This is a genomic window from Caballeronia sp. Sq4a (genome assembly GCF_023170545.1).
Classification (GTDB): domain Bacteria; phylum Pseudomonadota; class Gammaproteobacteria; order Burkholderiales; family Burkholderiaceae; genus Caballeronia.
This window is the reverse complement of sequence record NZ_CP084250.1, coordinates 2,235,914-2,251,872: the sequence shown is the minus strand read 5'-3', so window position 1 is coordinate 2,251,872 and position 15,959 is coordinate 2,235,914. Positions and strand designations below refer to the sequence as shown.

At 63.9% G+C, this 15,959-nt stretch carries 13 protein-coding genes and 1 pseudogene; 4 read left to right on the top strand and 10 right to left on the bottom strand.

The window, feature by feature from the left end:
* Nucleotides 1-15: 15 nt before the first annotated feature.
* Both LDZ24_RS10665 and LDZ24_RS10660 read right to left on the bottom strand, forming a co-directional pair.
* Complete coding sequence (locus tag LDZ24_RS10665; RefSeq protein ID WP_248320424.1) at nucleotides 16-696, bottom strand: 2-hydroxychromene-2-carboxylate isomerase; 681 nt, start codon at nucleotides 694-696, stop codon at nucleotides 16-18.
* 177 nt (nucleotides 697-873) lie between these two features.
* The gene (locus LDZ24_RS10660) at nucleotides 874-2,310 is read right to left on the bottom strand and encodes a TAXI family TRAP transporter solute-binding subunit (protein WP_248320423.1); all 1,437 of its coding nucleotides are present in this window, start codon (nucleotides 2,308-2,310) and stop codon (nucleotides 874-876) included.
* A 534-nt stretch (nucleotides 2,311-2,844) separates the two neighbouring features.
* On the opposite strand from LDZ24_RS10660, the gene LDZ24_RS10655 reads away from it, so the two are divergent.
* Nucleotides 2,845-3,219: a BON domain-containing protein gene (locus tag LDZ24_RS10655; RefSeq protein WP_248320422.1), complete on the top strand. Its 375-nt coding sequence runs from the start codon at nucleotides 2,845-2,847 to the stop codon at nucleotides 3,217-3,219.
* Nucleotides 3,220-3,582: 363 nt separating this feature from the next.
* On the opposite strand, the gene LDZ24_RS10650 is transcribed toward LDZ24_RS10655, so the two are convergent.
* Together LDZ24_RS10650 and LDZ24_RS10645 are read right to left on the bottom strand one after the other, a co-directional pair.
* Nucleotides 3,583-4,353: a DUF2242 domain-containing protein gene (locus LDZ24_RS10650; protein ID WP_248320421.1), complete on the bottom strand. Its 771-nt coding sequence runs from the start codon at nucleotides 4,351-4,353 to the stop codon at nucleotides 3,583-3,585.
* Nucleotides 4,354-4,564: 211 nt separating this feature from the next.
* Nucleotides 4,565-4,882, bottom strand: coding sequence for a DUF4148 domain-containing protein (locus LDZ24_RS10645; RefSeq protein WP_248320420.1), 318 nt, complete (start codon nucleotides 4,880-4,882; stop codon nucleotides 4,565-4,567).
* 534 nt (nucleotides 4,883-5,416) lie between these two features.
* Here LDZ24_RS10645 and LDZ24_RS10640 point away from each other — a divergent pair.
* Nucleotides 5,417-7,051 carry a hypothetical protein gene (locus LDZ24_RS10640; RefSeq protein ID WP_248320419.1) on the top strand — a complete coding sequence of 545 codons (1,635 nt, stop codon included), beginning with the start codon at nucleotides 5,417-5,419 and terminating at the stop codon, nucleotides 7,049-7,051.
* A gap of 374 nt (nucleotides 7,052-7,425) precedes the next feature.
* Here LDZ24_RS10640 and LDZ24_RS10635 read toward each other — a convergent pair whose 3' ends face one another.
* The 4 genes and pseudogenes from LDZ24_RS10635 to LDZ24_RS10620 form a co-directional block, all read right to left on the bottom strand.
* A complete protein-coding gene (locus LDZ24_RS10635; RefSeq protein ID WP_248320418.1) occupies nucleotides 7,426-8,469 on the bottom strand; it encodes a PHB depolymerase family esterase in 1,044 nt (347 codons plus the stop codon).
* A 39-nt stretch (nucleotides 8,470-8,508) separates the two neighbouring features.
* On the bottom strand, nucleotides 8,509-8,931 hold the full coding sequence (locus LDZ24_RS10630) for a CopG family transcriptional regulator (protein ID WP_248320417.1): 423 nt from the start codon (nucleotides 8,929-8,931) through the stop codon (nucleotides 8,509-8,511).
* A 73-nt stretch (nucleotides 8,932-9,004) separates the two neighbouring features.
* Nucleotides 9,005-10,228 (bottom strand): annotated as a pseudogene (locus LDZ24_RS10625) (ISL3 family transposase).
* Between the two features lie 647 nt (nucleotides 10,229-10,875).
* Nucleotides 10,876-12,051, bottom strand: coding sequence for a glycosyltransferase (locus LDZ24_RS10620; RefSeq protein WP_248320416.1), 1,176 nt, complete (start codon nucleotides 12,049-12,051; stop codon nucleotides 10,876-10,878).
* Nucleotides 12,052-12,509: 458 nt separating this feature from the next.
* On the opposite strand from LDZ24_RS10620, the gene groES reads away from it, so the two are divergent.
* Nucleotides 12,510-12,803 carry a co-chaperone GroES gene (gene groES / locus LDZ24_RS10615; protein ID WP_159836846.1) on the top strand — a complete coding sequence of 98 codons (294 nt, stop codon included), beginning with the start codon at nucleotides 12,510-12,512 and terminating at the stop codon, nucleotides 12,801-12,803.
* Nucleotides 12,804-12,880: 77 nt separating this feature from the next.
* Complete coding sequence (groL, locus tag LDZ24_RS10610) at nucleotides 12,881-14,521, top strand: chaperonin GroEL (RefSeq protein ID WP_248320415.1); 1,641 nt, start codon at nucleotides 12,881-12,883, stop codon at nucleotides 14,519-14,521.
* Between the two features lie 104 nt (nucleotides 14,522-14,625).
* Here groL and LDZ24_RS10605 read toward each other — a convergent pair whose 3' ends face one another.
* Nucleotides 14,626-15,054, bottom strand: coding sequence for a hypothetical protein (locus tag LDZ24_RS10605; protein ID WP_371747344.1), 429 nt, complete (start codon nucleotides 15,052-15,054; stop codon nucleotides 14,626-14,628).
* Between the two features lie 43 nt (nucleotides 15,055-15,097).
* Nucleotides 15,098-15,880, bottom strand: a complete 783-nt coding sequence (locus tag LDZ24_RS10600; protein ID WP_248320414.1) for a DUF72 domain-containing protein — start codon at nucleotides 15,878-15,880, stop codon at nucleotides 15,098-15,100.
* Nucleotides 15,881-15,959: the final 79 nt, after the last annotated feature.

Below are 15,959 nucleotides of genomic sequence, written 5' to 3'. Positions count from 1 at the left end.
CGCGTTCGCCGTGGTTCAGCCGCCGACTGCCGTCGTGTCGCCGGGATCGGCTTCCGGGCGCGCCATCGGCAAGGTGCTGATGCGCTTGACCTCGGCCGCCTCCAGCCAGTTCGGCGAGCGGGCGACGTAGAGCACCATCGGCAGCGTGTCCTCGCCCCAGAAGATCTGATCGTTCACGACGAAGGTCGGCACGCCGAACACGCCCATCTCGACGGCGCGGTCATTGTTGTCGCGCAGCCTCGCGTTCACGTCCTCGTCGTCGATGCGCGATTCCGCCTCCGGCATGCCCACGTATTCGCAGAGCGCGCGAAAGCCGTCCGGCGACGACGGATCGCGCCCTTCGCGCCAGATGAAACGAAAAATGTCGCGCACGCGCGTCATGTCGCCGTTTGCGAGCACGGCGAGCCGCAGCGCCTTCACCGGATCGAACGGATGCGCGGGCGGCATGCGAAACGGAATGCCGAGTTGTTCGGCCCGAAAGAGCGCGTGGCGATACGTGAACACGCGCTTGGACGGAATGGTGGCCGCGTGCGGCTGCTTCCAGCGGTCGAGCAGCTTGAGCAACTGCACGGGCACGAATTCGAACGGCATGTCGGGCCATTTGTCGTGCTGCTCGAGAAGCAGGTACGAGAACGGCGAGATGAAGTCGAAAAAAAAGTACGGGCGACCGTCGGCGGTCGAATGCGGGGCACTCATGTCGTTTCTCCTTGCTTTTGGCGCGCTCGCGCTGGCCTCGTCGTTCGCTCTACGTGTTCGGTTGCGGCGGCGCTCGCGCGCCCCGGCTTTCGCCGGCTGGCGTCGTGTCCTGCATCCGGTGCGGCGAACGCGCGCCGCGTATCTCCCGACCGCATATCGCGATCGAATCATTCGATATTACGTGCTGCGCTGCTCCGTGTCTTCACGCGACGCGACTTGCCGGCGTGAAGGCGGCTGCGCGTTCGCGCCGGCCTCGGCGGCGAGCCGCTCGCGCACGAAACCGATGTGCTCGCGCAACACGTAGAACTGGTCCGCGAACGCGAGCGGCATCTTCATCCGGTTGACCGCCGATTCGATCGCGTCGATGCGGTCGAGCAGGGCGTCGCGCTGCGCGGTGTCGGGGCGGCTGATCGCCTCCCGTTCGATTGCAATCAGCGCGCCATACCAGCGATAGATGCGCGACTTCACGCGCCAGCGATACAGCCCCGGCACGAGCCGCAGCGCCGGAATGAGCACGACGACGAGCGGGACGAGCACGACGAGAACGCGATCGGCGAGACTCGCGATCCAGAACGGCAGCACGCGGTACAAAAAACTCTTGCCCGACTTGTAATAACGCTCGGCGTCGTCGCTGATGCGGAATTCGTGGGCGAGCGGCGCCGGAAATTCGTTCGCGCGCTGCATCAGGTTGGCGCGGCTGTGGACTTCGCGCGCCGCCTCGATGAGCAGGTCCGAGAGCGCGGGATGCAGGCTGTCGCGGGCGACGAGCTCGACGGTCGGCGCGATCATGTGGACCGGGCGCGGCGGCAGATTGTTGGCGAAATCGAACGCGCCCATCGGCAATTCGATCTCGGTGAGGTAAGGAAAGCGGCGCGCGTAGGCGTCGGCCTGCGCGAAGTCCATGAAGCGCACGCCCGGCGTGCGCAGCAGCTTCGCCATGGTCGGCGGCTGCGCGGAATCGCCCGTCAAAAGCGCGGCGTCGATCTGCCCGCCTTCGAGCGCCTTGGCCGCGGCCTCGCCGGACAGCGGCAGCAACTGCGTGTCGCCGCCGGGCTCGATGCCGTTCGCCTTCAGGAGCGTCAGCGCAAGCGCGCGTGTGCCGCTGCCCTCTGCGCCGATGCCGAGCCGCTTGCCCTTGAACTCCGACAGCCGCGAGACCACCGGCCCGCGATAGAACACGGCGAGCGGCACATACGCGACGCTGCCGAGCGATTCGAGGTCGTCGTGCACCGCGCCCGGCGGCATCATGCCGCCCTGCACGAAACCGACATCGACGCCGGAATCCGGCTTCTCCAGCCGCGTGAGATTGTCGAGCGAGCCTTGGGTCTCCAACACGTTGAGCGTCACGCGGTTGCGCGCGAGGATCGCCTTGTACTTTTGCGCGCTGTTCCAGAACGAACTGCCTTTCGGCCCGGCCGCGATGGTGAGCGTGTTGGGCGGCGCGGGTTGAATGAGCCGCACGGCCAGGTAGAGCGCGGCGATCGCCACGACGAGAATCGGGCCGAACGTCAGCGCGAGGTCGCGCCACGACACCGCGACGAAACGCGCGACGATTTTCGGTTGCGGCCTGCGTCGCGGGCGTTCCTTTTGGGGATTGCCGTCTGATTGAGTCATCTCGGTGCCAACTGTCAACTTCGTGCCCGAGAGCTTACCCGAACGCGCGATGCGAAAGCCCTCGCGACCCGGCTGTCGTCGCGGCGGCGGCATGCGTGTGACAAGCGTGTGTCGCGTGCGGGCGCCTCGCGTTGTTAAATGCTTTGCGCTAATGGCCGCGCTGGGCTAAATTGACGTTCGCCGCCGCACGGCAAGGACTTCCGTCCGAAAACCCGCTATTTGGGTCAGGCGGGCACGCGCCGCAGCCTCGGGCGCCTGTTGAGCGCCGTGCGTCAGGACAACACATAGACGAGCCGACGGGTCATAGCCCGAATAACGGCCGAGTTCGTTTCTTCGCCAGCCTCTCGCAGCATTGCATGACAGCATCCGCGGCACGTCGCCGCCGGTTCGCCGGTCCATCTGGACCGCCGGCCGCGCGGCCACGGGCATGCGCGGTGCCGTACGCCTTAGGCCGGTCCACGCTGTCCGGCTTGAAGTGCAAACGAGCGAAGCAGCAACTGTGCGAAGTCAACAAGCGAAACAAAAGGAGAAACCATGAAAGTTGTCGATATGTTGAAGGCGCTGGGCGTCGTGGTGTGCGTGGCGGTCGCGTCGAGCGCCTATGCCCAGTCCAGCGATGCGGCGGCCACCACCGGCACCGAATCCCCCGCGCCGACCAAGGCGCAGAAGTCCGCGACCAAGAAGACGGATCGCAAGCTCGGCTACGACGTGCGCCGCGCGCTGTCGAAGGCGCAGGGCTTCGATGTGTCGAACGTGTTCGTCCGCGCACGCGGCGGCGCGGTCACGCTGACCGGCACCGTGCCGGAAGGCGCGCAGATCGCTCAGGCCGAAGAAGTGGCGAAGGGCGTGACGGGCGTGCAGTCGGTCTCGAACAAACTCACGCTGAGCCCGCAAAACGGCGGGAAATAAGCGGCGAGCCTCGGCCGTTTCAGGCGAGGCGCGCGAACGGGCTCCGGCTTAGGCCGGAGCCCGTTTTTGTTTTGTGGGACAGCCGGCCGATGAGCCAGCTCGGCGCTGGCAAATCGGCGATATGTGCTGTTCGGTCGCTCGGCTCTGGCGTGGACCGGGGAGTGCGCGCGACGACAAAGGGCCGATGCAGGCCGGCCAAATTCTCAACGCCGCACGAACCGGCGATCGCTAGTGCGTCATCGCCGATGCGGCACGAGTGCGAATGCCGTGACTGCGGTCTTCGCAGCCGGTAGATTGTTGGGGAAGCGGTGCATCGATCGGTGCATCACCGCCGACGCGGCAACCGGCCAACCAACCCATCCATCAATGCGTCACCGCCGACGCCGCAACCGGCGCCGATGCCGCCACAGTACTGGCGGCAGCCTGCGCTTCCTGCTTAGTGACCGCCGCTGCCTCCGGCGTCTGAATCGCGGTCGCGGCTGCGGCGGGCGCCTGCACGACGATCGGCGTCGGCGTCAACTCCGGCGAACTGACGATCAGCGAGGGCGCGAGCGGCTTGCTCTCGACTTCATCGGATGCGATGGGCGAGCTGCGCGGCACTGTCGTCAGATAGTGGCCCATCAAGCCGAAGAAGCGGTCATAGAACTTGCCGGCCGGCACGGTTTCGCTCGAAATCTTGACCATCGCGTCGCTGTTCGAGCGGATGGGCAGCGAAAGCGAGCCGAGCACGCTCAGGCCGACGCTCGCGGACGTATCGCTCTTCTTGAGCGCGTAGCCGTCCTGCACGGCGTTCACATAGGCGATGCTCTGGTTCGTCGCATTCTCGCCCGGCGTGCAGACGACATGGAACGACACGACCACATGCGTCTCGGCGGACGGCTGGAAGTTTTTCGTGGCGTCGACGCTATCGGCCTGCGCCATCGTCGTGAGAAAGCCTTGCGACAGCAACGCGCGGCGCGCGGCTTCGCAGGTTTCCTTCACCGTGGCGTCGAAGTTGTGCGCGTAAGGGCTGGCGCCGGTGTTGAACAACTCCTGCTGATAGCTGGGCGTGGTGGCGGTGCGGCCGCCGCAGGCAGCGAGCGCGAAAAAACCGAGCGTAACGAAAGCGAGGCGCAACGACGACGGGATAGGCATGGCAGGCGGCAGAAACGAAACGTGTGACGAGCAGACACACATTTTAGTGCGGTCTGAGCCTCCAATGAAAAAGCAGAATCCGAAAACGTCGAAAAATCCGAGGCTTACAGCGAGATGACCGTCGTAAGGCGCCTGTCCTGGCGCTCGCGAAAGGCGGACGCGAATGCGAAAAAGCCCGGCGCGGGCCGGGCTTCGCATCGGTCAATACGGCTTACGGACGATTGAAATCGACCGCGTTGACGTCGGCAGCCGCGCGATTCGCGCGTCCGGACAACGACGCGCCGTCCGCCGAGCCGCCGAACGACGTCGCCGCAACGCCTTGCGACTCGTGAATGCGGGCTTCCGCCGCCTGGATCGCGGCCGGGTAGGTCGTCCGGTCGCTGGCGGGGTTGTAACCGGCGCGCTGCAGTTCGACCAGTTGCGCCTTCACTTCGGCGCGGGTCAGGGCGCCGTTTTCGTCCGCGTGGGCGAACGCCGGGGCAGCCAGTGCGGAAGCGACGACGATGGCGGGAACGATTGACTTGAACATGATGAACCTCCGTATCTCGTTGAGCGGGACGCCGCAGGAGCTTGGGGCTCGCACTGCGTTGTCGTTGAGAAGGAGTGTAGCTCTGTCGCGTCTAGGTATAAACCCTGATTCGAAGAAGGCACCATTGATGAACCAGCATTAATCGGTTCAATCGGTTTCGGGAGACCGATTGATTTAATGAGTGAGTTGTGAGGGACGCGGTAGGCTTCACCGAGCGGATGGCGACGCGAGCTTCTGCATATTTTTTGTCGCACCTCGCGTGTTATTGTCGTCTGCGTAGAGCGCCGGCCACTGACCTTTGCGTCTGATGAATCGTTCGGTCTGCTTAGTGATGCGCTCTACGCGCCGAGCAGATGCTTGGCCATCGCAGCTTCAGCCATGAGAAACATCGCCTATGACGACGTTTGAACTCATCTCGCCGCGCATCCGGGCCCTTCGCGCCCGCGCCTCGTCTACACGCCCCCATCCGCACTGCACGCCGACGACTTCTGCCAACGAGGAACCGCGCGCGCGTCCCACCATCGGGGAGACGCCATGAACTTTCCGGTCGATCGCTCCGCGCCGGCGAGCGCGAACCTCGATGCGGCGGCCGCGCACGCGCCGGGCTCGCGCGCCGGCCCGCTAGCCGCGATGCTGCCGCACGTGCTTTTTCTCGCGACCGTGCTGTATGGCGCAGCGTTGTTCTGGATCGCGCCGCGTCCGCCGCTCGCCGATTTGCCGCAGCACGCCGGCCAGGTCATGTTGCTGCGCGATCTGCTCGAACGTGCGTCGCCGTGGCAAAGCCTCGTGCAACTCAATCTGCTCACGCCGTATCTCATCGGCTACGGGCTGGCTTTGCCGCTCACGTATCTGATGCCCGTGGCGGCCGCGCTCAAGTGCCTGATGACGGTCGCGTACCTAGGGTTCGTCGCATCGTGCGTGGGCTTTCGACGTCATCTGCATGGCGATGCGCGGCTCGACTGGCTCTTCGTTCCCGGATGTTTCGGCTTCGCGTTCGGATGGGGCTTCTACACGTTTTTGGTCGCCGCGCCGCTGGGCATTCTGTTCATCTGGCTGACGTACGGTTACGCGACGGCGTTGTCGGTGAAGAAGGGTGTCGCCATCGCGCTGGCCGGCGCGGTGCTGTTCTTCTGCCACGGGCTCGTGTTTCTGTTCGCGTGCGCTGTCGGCGTCGGCTTCGTGCTTTTCAAGCAGAGGCCGCTCGCGCACGGCGTGAGGGCGCTCGAGCCGTTCGTGCCGCTCGGCCTGCTGTGCATTGCGTATGTGCTGCGCAGTCGCGCGACCGATCCGCTGCTCGGGCAAACCGTGCCGGACATCGTCGTATTCAAATGGGGCTGGAATCTGCACCGCGTGCTCTCGCTGCCGGTCTATGTCTGGGGCATGAGCAAGAGCGCCGCCATGTATTTGCCGCTCGTCGCGTTGATGTTCGCGGCGCCGTGGCTTTGGCGCGACAGGATCAACCGGGACCGCGCGGTGATCGTTCCGATGCTGGCCGTCACCTTCATATGGTTCGCCGTGCCCGACGCGGCGCTCAAGACCGGGTATCTGTATCACCGGTTCGCGCTTTTCCTGCTGCCGGCCTATGCGCTGATGTTCTGTCCCGCGCCACGGTCGGCGAGCGATGGGCGCGCATCGGCGTCGGGTTCGGCGTCGGGTTCGCCTTGGACAGCATGGCGAGGCGTCGGCGTGCAGGCCGCGATCATCGCGGGATGCTGGATTTTTCTCACCGATCAGGCGATCCGCCTGCATCGCTTCGCCGCCGAGAACGCGCCGCTCGAAAACCTCCTTGCGCGAGCGGAGCCGGGCCAGCGCGCGCTGAATCTCGTGTTCGATCGAGACAGTCCCGCGTACGGGAGCATTGCCGCTTACATGCATCAGGCGCTGTGGTATCAGGCTGAGAAACACGGGTTCGTCGATTTCAACTTCGCGACGTTCGTGCCGCAGATCGTCCGTTTCAAACCGGGGATGCTGCCGCTGCAGCCTCCGGCGCTCGAAGGCGATCCCCGGCGCTTCGACTGGACGAGAGACAACGGCCGGCAGTATCGATATTTTTTCGTCCACAAGGCCGGGCCCCTGCCGGCGAACTTCTTCGCCAACGAGGAATGCGACGTCGTTCAGGTCGTGCAAGAGGGCGAATGGTCGCTGTATGAGCGGCGCGATTGTCGGTGAGGCGGGGCGCCGAGTCGCGCGATGTGGGGTGCTAGCGCACGGGGTTCGGCTCGCCAATGTACCGTGCGTTGTTGATGGCGTGGGCAGACGACGCACGACGAAGCGACGCGCGATGTTTCGCCTAGGAGATCTGCATTTCTCGGCAGCGCGAGGCCGTGGGTTGCCGCCGAGTCCGTGCTCACGCCGCAGGCGGGTCAGGAACCCTCCGGTCGCGGCCGACGGATGCAGCGACCCCAGCCAATAGGCTCGACGAAGAACAGGCGCCACGCGCGACGGCCGCATGGCGGGCAACCTCGATCCGCGCAAGCGAACGCGGGCAGTTGCCGTGTCGAAGGCGGCGGCGTTTCTTAGAAACTCGCCGCGATGAAACCCTTCTAGTTCTTCGGATGCGCAAAAAAGAAGCGCAGCATCTCTGCGCTGGCGTCCGGCCCGCTCGCGTCGGTGTAAGTGCCGCGCGCGCTGCCGCCGGACCATGCGTGCGGTGCGCCGTGAAGCGTCCACAGTTCCGCGGGCACGCCATCGGGCGATATGAACTGCTGCACCGAATGCTGCCGAGTTCCCGCCACGCCCGCTATGCGGCGCTCCGGCCCGCTCGCGCGGAATCCTTCGACAACTCGGCGCGCGTTGACGTGATTCACGGTGGCGTCCGCATCGCCGTGAAAGACGATCAGCGGGCAACGCGGCGCGCCCGACGCCGCCGCTTTACCTTCGCCGCCGCGCATGAGGGCGAGCGCGGACGGCAGATCGTGCGCGCGTCCGGCAGGCAGCCCTGAGTGAACGCCCGCTGCCGCGTACAAATCGGGGTAGCGTTGCGCCAAGATCGCCGCCATCGCGCCGCCCGCCGACAAACCGGCGATGTAGACGCGCTTCGGATCCACGTTGTGAGTGGCCATGATCTCGCGCGTGATGCCGGCTATCAGCGACGGCTCGCCCGCGTCCCGCTGCTGGTCGGACGGTTTGAACCAGTTCCAGCACTTCGATGCATTCGCGCTTTGCGGCTGAATCGGATAGGCGATGATGCACGGCTGCCGTTCGGCGAGCGCGTTCATTTGCGTGCCGGTCGCGAAGTCGTCGGCGTTCTGCGTGCAGCCGTGCAGCATCACGACGAGCGGCAACGGCTCGTTGCGATAAGCGCTCGGCACATACAGTTTGTAGTCGCGCTGACCGGCGGCATTCGCGTAGCGGCGCGTGCTGAAGTGCCCGCGATCTTCCACTTCGGGCTGCGGTTCGGCGCGCGCGGGCGTCTTGAAGGGTTCGGTAAAGCGAGACGCGCGAGATTCGGGCGCGGGATGCTCCGCGTGGGCAGCGTCTCCGCGCATCGCGCGCTTGACGATTTCAGCGGCGGCGTCGCTATTGCCGTTCTGAAAGAGTTGAAAAGCCTCTTTCATCGAGTCGAGAAAACCTTCATTCAGTTTCATGTCTTGTCCGGTTTCGGATGCGAGGCGGTCGAGCCGCATTCAGCGGATCCGGTCTGCAAGCGCGGCCTTGACGGCCGGCGATGCGTGGAGGGCACCTCGAACCAGAATCGATTCGATGGTGGCAAGCGCGAGTTCGGGGGAAACGTCGGCGGCGATGCTCGCGAGGCCGAGCACCTGAATCTTCAGCCGCTCATTGGCTGCGCGCACCGCTTCCAGGTCCTGTCTGGAGAAATATTGAAGCCCGAGCACGAGCGCACGGCGGGTCGCCGTTTCCTTGACGACGGACGCATGCACCGCGAGCTGGTTGCGGATGGCCGTGCGGATCAGGTCCGTGCGGTTCGAGTAAAAGCCTTCTTCCACGAGCAGGTCGATCTGGCCGAGATCGACGGGGCCGAGGTTGATGGTGATTTTTTCGGTGTCGCCGCCTTTGGGGCGGGTGGGGTCGTTCGGTTGTGCGGGCATGCTGTTCTCCATCCTGACGCCATCTAAATGGATGGGGAGCGGCGGGTTTCAAGAGGTATCGCCTTTTTTTGGTTCATCGAGCTTTTCCGGGGAACGCGGCGCGAATCTTGAGGAAGAAGTATTCTTCGTCGCGGTACCCATAAGCGCGTCGCTTGATGACTTTGATGGTGTTGTTGATGCCCTCGACGACGCTGGTGTTCAGTGGGTGCCGGCACCGCGAGAGTATGCCGTGCAGGTAGCCTTGCAGCCGCTGGGTGAACTGCTTCAAAGCGGCGATACCGCTTTGTTGCGCCTGCTCGAACCATTGCTCCCACGCTTTTTCGGCCCCGGCGAGGCGTCGATAGAACCAGAGTTGCTTGAGTTCGTCGCGCAGTATGTACACGCACGTCAACGGCTGGTTGGCTGCAAGCAATTCGTTTAGATGGATCGACTGCTCGGGTTTGAGGTTGCGACGGTTGCGCAGCAACAGCCAGCGACTCGATTTCAGTACTCGCCGGGCAGGTTTGTCGTGCCGTAACTGATTGGCTTGATCGACCCGCACGCGGTCGATGACCTCGCGTCCGTACTTGGCCACGACATGAAACAGGGTCATAGACCACATCGGCCTGCGGGCAATGCGCCTTGATTTCCAGTTCATAGGCCGTGGTCATATCGATGGCAACGGCTTCAATGCGCGCGGCCACACCCTCGGGGAGTTGCTCGAAGAACGCGCGAGCGGTCTCGCGTGAGCGCCCGGGGCCCATCCAGAGCACCTGACGGTTGATCGGGTCGACCACCACGGTGGCGTAGCGATGCCCTTTATGCAGCGCAAACTCGTCCATTGCGAGGTAGCGTATCGACGACCAGTCCGGCTCGACCAGACGTGCTCGCAAACGCATCTTGTCGATTGATTTGACCGTGTGCCAACCGAGATCGTAGAACTCAGCCACCGCCTGCACGCTGGCGGCCTGCAGCAACTTCTCGCACGCTCGCGCGAACCGCTCGGTCACTCTTTGGTAACGCCCGAGCCACGCCAGCCGCTCTAGTCGCGGGCCGCCGCAGCGATCGCACCACACGCGCCGGCGCGGCACATGCAAAACCACCCGATATTCGAACAGCGGAAGATCGCGAACGCGGCGCGCAGAGCCGTCTCATGAATCTGCGTGCAGCGCGTGCCACATTGCTGGCAGTGCATCACTTTACTGACCGGCTTGAGATACAGCGAGAGCGTGCGATGCTCGCCTTGCGGCCACTCCACACGCTCCAGCCGATAGCCCTTCCAGCAACCCAACGCTTCCAATGCTTTGCGATCCAGCACGTGCGCCTCCAACGTCCGTTTTCAGACGCCAGATTACAAAATCAGCGGTATCGCTCCACGAAATTCTGCGATGAACCTTTTTTTTACGCGCGGTCGGGCTGCGCTGCGGGCAATTGGCGCGCGAGTGCGCATCTTGCGACGAGGGAGAAACTCACTTCTCACGGTGACTAAGCGGTTCTCGCCTCTTTGTGCGGCCAACGGAGGTGTCGGCGCGACGTATGTCGAGATCAGTTGCCAAATGCCAGTTGCATCGCGGCGCAACAAGGCTGTCGACGCGAGGCCCGCATTGCGAGCAGAGGAAATGCTTGTCGGTTGCGGGCCCGTGTGTGGCCGTACACGAAACAACCGGCCGCCAGCGAATGGCACTCGTCAGTTCGGAGACGCATCGCGCAAAACGCTCGTCGCTGACCGCGATACCATATTCCCAGCGTGTTCAAGCGCGCTTCAACGCATGCGATTCCTCAACGCATCGTCGGAAGTCAAGCACTTCGCGCTGGCGAGTTCTCGTCCGCTCCGACCGCGAAGTCAGTTACCAAGCGCCAGTCGCGTGACGGCGCGGCAAGGCTGTCGACGCGAGCCGCATGGCGAGCAGAGGCAATGCTTGTCGGTAGCCCGGCCCATGCGGCCGTACAGAAAACAACCGGCCGCTAGCGCCTCGCACTCGTCAGTTCCGACACGCATCGCGCAAAACGCTCGTTGCTGGCTGCAATGCCGTACTCTTCAGCGCGTTCCAGCGCACGCGCGCGCATGCGATGCATCAACGCTTCGTCAGTGATCAGGTGGCGCATGGCATCGGCGAGTTCGTCGTCCGCTCCGATCGGAAACAGAATCCCGAAGCGGCCGTCGCCGAGAATCTCGCGCGGGCCGGTCGGGCAATCGCTCGCTATCACGGGCGTGCCTAGCGCGAGCGCCTCGAGCAGCACCATCGGCATGCCCTCGTAGCGCGAGCTCAGCACCTGAAGGCGCGCGCCAGCGACCAGCGCGTGCGGGTTGTTGCGATAACCCGCGAAGTGCACGCGCGCGGCGATACCGAGCTCCTCTGCGAGCCCTTCGAGTTCGCCGCGAAAAGCGCCATCGCCGACGATCACCAGATGTTCCGCGATATCGCCGGCACTCACGAGCCGCGCATAAGCCCGCAGCAATGTGCGATGGTCCTTCTGAATTTCATCGAGTCGCGCGACGGATACGATGTACGGCGCATCGCAAAGCGGCGGTTCGGTCGCCAGCGCGTCGGGGCGAATACGCTCGATATCAATGGCATTCGGCAGCACGAACAGTCGCTGCAGCCCGTCGCCGAACATGCGGCGCGCTTCATCGGCCATGTGCTGATTCAGCGCGGCCACGCCGTCGTAACGTGCGAACTGCGCCGCGAGCCGGCGTTTCTTGCGCGGACGGGCGCCCAGCCGCGCATCGAAGCTGAAGTGGTTGACGCCGAGCCACGCCGTGCCGAACTGGCCGGCGAGGCGGCGCAGCGACATGTCGAAATCGACGATCAGCGCATGCCGGCGTGCCAGCGCTTCGATGCGTCGCTTCACATAGGGCCGCACGGCGAGCGTGTTGAAGACGTCGCGCCCCACGCGCCCGAGCTTGCTCAGCTTGCGCGCGTAACGCCGGGTCTGGAAGTAGTTGAGCCATTCTTTGTCAGCGAGGATCTCGATGCCGACATCGGGTGGCACGAGCGTGCGAAACCGGTTTTCGAACGCCGGCGAGGAATGCATCACCGAGAGCGTGACGCTGAAGCGCTCACGGTCGAAGACGCGCAGCCACTGGATAAGCGACGATTCGATCCCGCCGTCGTTGAAGTCGACGATATGGAAAAGCACCGCGACGCGTTCGCCTGCCGGCGGCGGTGCGTTGGTTTCGGAGTCGGCTCGGCTTGCGATTGGGCTTGTGGAAAGAGCGGCAGTCGGCACTGTGGGAACGCGTTCGTCGAAAAGAGAAGGGCGAAGCTGCCATGCTACCGCAGTTGCCGGGAAGCAAAGACGAGAGCGCGCGAGGAAATACTTTCGGCCCGAGGATCGGAACGCGCTCCCTCATAGGCGCCGCCGCCCCGCCACCCGTTGGCACCGAGGCTGTCGCTTATCCAGTTCAGATGTCCTACGAACATAACCGCGCGCACGTGTCGGAGCTGTCTCATCCCCTCCCTCCTTGAAATTGTCAAATCCGGTCCATATAATTGGCACTCACTGCACGAGAGTGCTAACAAGATTTCCGTCCGGCGGGCTCCGCCCAAAAGACGGGCTTTCCCGCGTTTTCAGTCTCATTCAAGAGAGGAGTGTGTATGAACCTTCGTCCTTTGCACGATCGCGTCATCGTCAAACGTCTGGACCAGGAAACCAAGACCGCATCGGGCATCGTGATCCCCGAAGCAGCGGCAGAAAAGCCGGATCAAGGCGAAGTCCTGGCCGTCGGCCCGGGCAAGCGCGATGACAAGGGCACGCAAAACGCCCTCGACGTGAAGGTGGGCGACCGCGTGCTCTTCGGCAAATACGCCGGCCAGACCGTCAAGGTCGACGGGCAGGAACTGCTCGTCATGCGCGAAGAAGACATCATGGCCGTTCTGGTCAACAAGTAAGCATTCTTCCTGTACGCCGGGCTTCGCGCCGAAAGGGCAGCGGGCCGGCACACTGAATCGAATCAAGGAGTCTGGATATGGCAGCTAAAGAAGTCACTTTCGGCGATTCCGCACGCGCCAAGATGGTGGAAGGCGTGAACATCCTGGCCAACGCGGTCAAGGTCACGCTGGGTCCGAAGGGCCGCAATGTCGTGCTCGAGCGTTCGTTCGGCGGCCCGACGGTCACCAAGGACGGTGTCTCGGTCGCGAAGGAAATCGAACTGAAGGACAAGCTCCAGAACATGGGCGCGCAAATGGTCAAGGAAGTCGCTTCCAAGACCAGCGACAACGCAGGTGACGGCACCACGACCGCTACCGTGCTCGCACAGTCCATCGTCCGCGAAGGCATGAAGTACGTCGCATCGGGCATGAACCCGATGGACCTGAAGCGCGGCATCGACAAGGCCGTCGCAGCAGCAATCGAAGAACTGCGCAAGATCAGCAAGCCCTGCACGACGAACAAGGAAATCGCGCAAGTCGGCTCGATCTCGGCGAACAGCGACACCTCCATCGGCGAGCGCATCGCTGAAGCCATGGACAAGGTCGGCAAGGAAGGCGTGATCACCGTCGAAGACGGCAAGTCGCTGCAAGACGAGCTGGACGTCGTGGAAGGCATGCAGTTCGACCGCGGCTACCTGTCGCCGTACTTCATCAACAACCCGGACAAGCAAGTCGCCGTTCTGGAAAACCCGTTCGTGCTGCTGCACGACAAGAAGGTTTCCAACATCCGCGATCTGCTGCCGGTGCTGGAACAAGTCGCGAAGGCCGGCCGTCCGCTGCTCATCATCGCTGAAGACGTCGAAGGCGAAGCTCTGGCAACGCTCGTCGTCAACAACATCCGCGGCATCCTCAAGACCGTCGCTGTGAAGGCTCCGGGCTTCGGCGACCGTCGCAAGGCCATGCTGGAAGACATCGCGATCCTGACCGGCGGTCAGGTCATCGCGGAAGAAACCGGCCTGACGCTGGAAAAGGCGACGCTGCAAGAGCTGGGTCAAGCGAAGCGCATCGAAGTGGGCAAGGAAAACACGACGATCATAGACGGCGCTGGCGAAGCCGTGAACATCGAAGCGCGCGTGAAGCAAGTGCGCAAGCAGATCGAAGAAGCGACGTCGGACTACGACCGTGAAAAGCTGCAAGAGCGCGTGGCCAAGCTGGCCGGCGGCGTGGCAGTGATCAAGGTCGGCGCTGCGACCGAAGTCGAAATGAAGGAAAAGAAGGCACGTGTCGAAGACGCTCTGCACGCCACGCGCGCAGCAGTGGAAGAAGGCATCGTGGCTGGCGGCGGCGTCGCGCTGATCCGTGCTCGCAAGGCTATCGACGGCCTGAAGGGCGCTAATGCCGACCAGGACGCAGGTATCAAGATCGTCCTGCGTGCAATGGAAGAGCCGCTGCGCCAGATCGTCACGAACGGCGGCGAAGAAGCTTCCGTCGTGGTGGCGGCTGTTGCTCAAGGTTCGGGCAACTACGGCTACAACGCGGCAACCGGCGAGTACGGTGACCTGGTGGAAGCCGGTGTCGTCGACCCGACCAAGGTGACGCGCACGGCGCTGCAAAACGCGGCATCGGTGGCAGGCCTGCTGCTGACGACCGACGCAGCCGTCGCCGAGCTGCCGAAGGAAGACGCTCCGATGCCTGGCGGCATGCCCGGCGGCATGGGCGGCATGGGCATGGACATGTAAGACGGCTTCGGCCCGATTACATCGGTGCGAGTCTCGCAAGGGGCTCGCGCCATGCCAGAAAAAAACCTGCAGCGATGCAGGTTTTTTTTTCGCCCATCGACAAGCTATCTGTTCATCTCGTCGCGCAGCTTCTGCGCGGCGGCTTTGTAGTCGTAGGTCGGGTAGAACTCCGTGTGATATCCGCCCCACGCGGTCGTTTCGATCGCGCGATTCACTTCCCGCAGCCTGTCCGCCGGCACGCGCAAGGTCACCACTTGCCCGATGCCCATCATCACGTACCACGACACCACTTCCACGCCCGGCGGCGGAAACGTCTTGAAGTAGCCTTGTTCCTTCAATTGCTGGTTGATCTTCGGCAGCGGCTTGGACTCGTCGTGCTTGAGGAAGATGGTCAGCAGGAAGGTGCCGTCGCCCGCAGGCGTGGCCGGCGGCGGCGATGCCTCCTGCGCATGGACGGGCAGCGCCGCCGAGACAATCGTGGCGAGCATCGTGGCTCGGATCAGGCGAGCGAAGCGTCGTGCCGGCTTGTGCATCAGCGAGTCTCCTTCGGAAGCAATGAGCAGAAGCGGAAAGGCGCTACGCCTTCCGATGATGAAGATGCAGACGCTCCATCACGTGCAGCGCGTTGGGCTGCGCGTGCCCGAGCGTCGTGTTGTCGAAGATGCACCACACCTCGGGCGTTTTTTTCGCGCGGGCTTGCAGCGTGCGCGCGAGATCGTCGAGATACGGGAAGTCGTACGAAGACTTGTAGAGATCCGGCGAGCCGTGCAGCCGCACATAGACGAGCGACGTATCCGCCCGATGCTTGATCTCGCAGTCGTCGGGAATCGGATCGGCGTCCACGTACGCGATGTGATGCGCTTTGAGAAGCGCCGCCGCATCCTTGGTGAACCAGCTCGGATGGCGCGCCTCGCACGCAACCGGCAGCTCGGTGCGCTCGCGCAGCGCCTTGAAGAAGGCATCGGCCAGATCGTGTTCGAACGCGAGGCTCGGCGGCAGTTGCGCGAGGCAGCAGCCGAGCTTGTCGCCCAGCTTGCCGGCGGCGGCCAGAAATTCGTCGATGAGCGCGTTGGTGTCGGCGAGCCGCGCGTCGTGCGTGATCGCCTTGGGCAGCTTCACCGAGAAGCGGAACGAGTCGGGCACGCTCTGCGCCCACTTCTCGTAAGTCTGCTCGCGATGCGGCTTATAGAAGCTGGAGTTGATTTCGACGCACGTCAGCACGCGCGCGTAGCGTTCGAGATGCGTGCCTTCGTCCGGAAAGCTCGACTGGACCGAGCTCGAAAGCGCCCAGCCCGCGCAGCCGACGCGGATAGCGCCTTGCGGGCCGGGCTTGTGCAGATGGGGCAGTCGATACGGCATGCGCTCGCAAAGCCTCCCTTCGTTGGTCTCCGAACTCCGTTCGTGTCGCTTCGTTCACTGCATCGTTGGCGCCCGATTT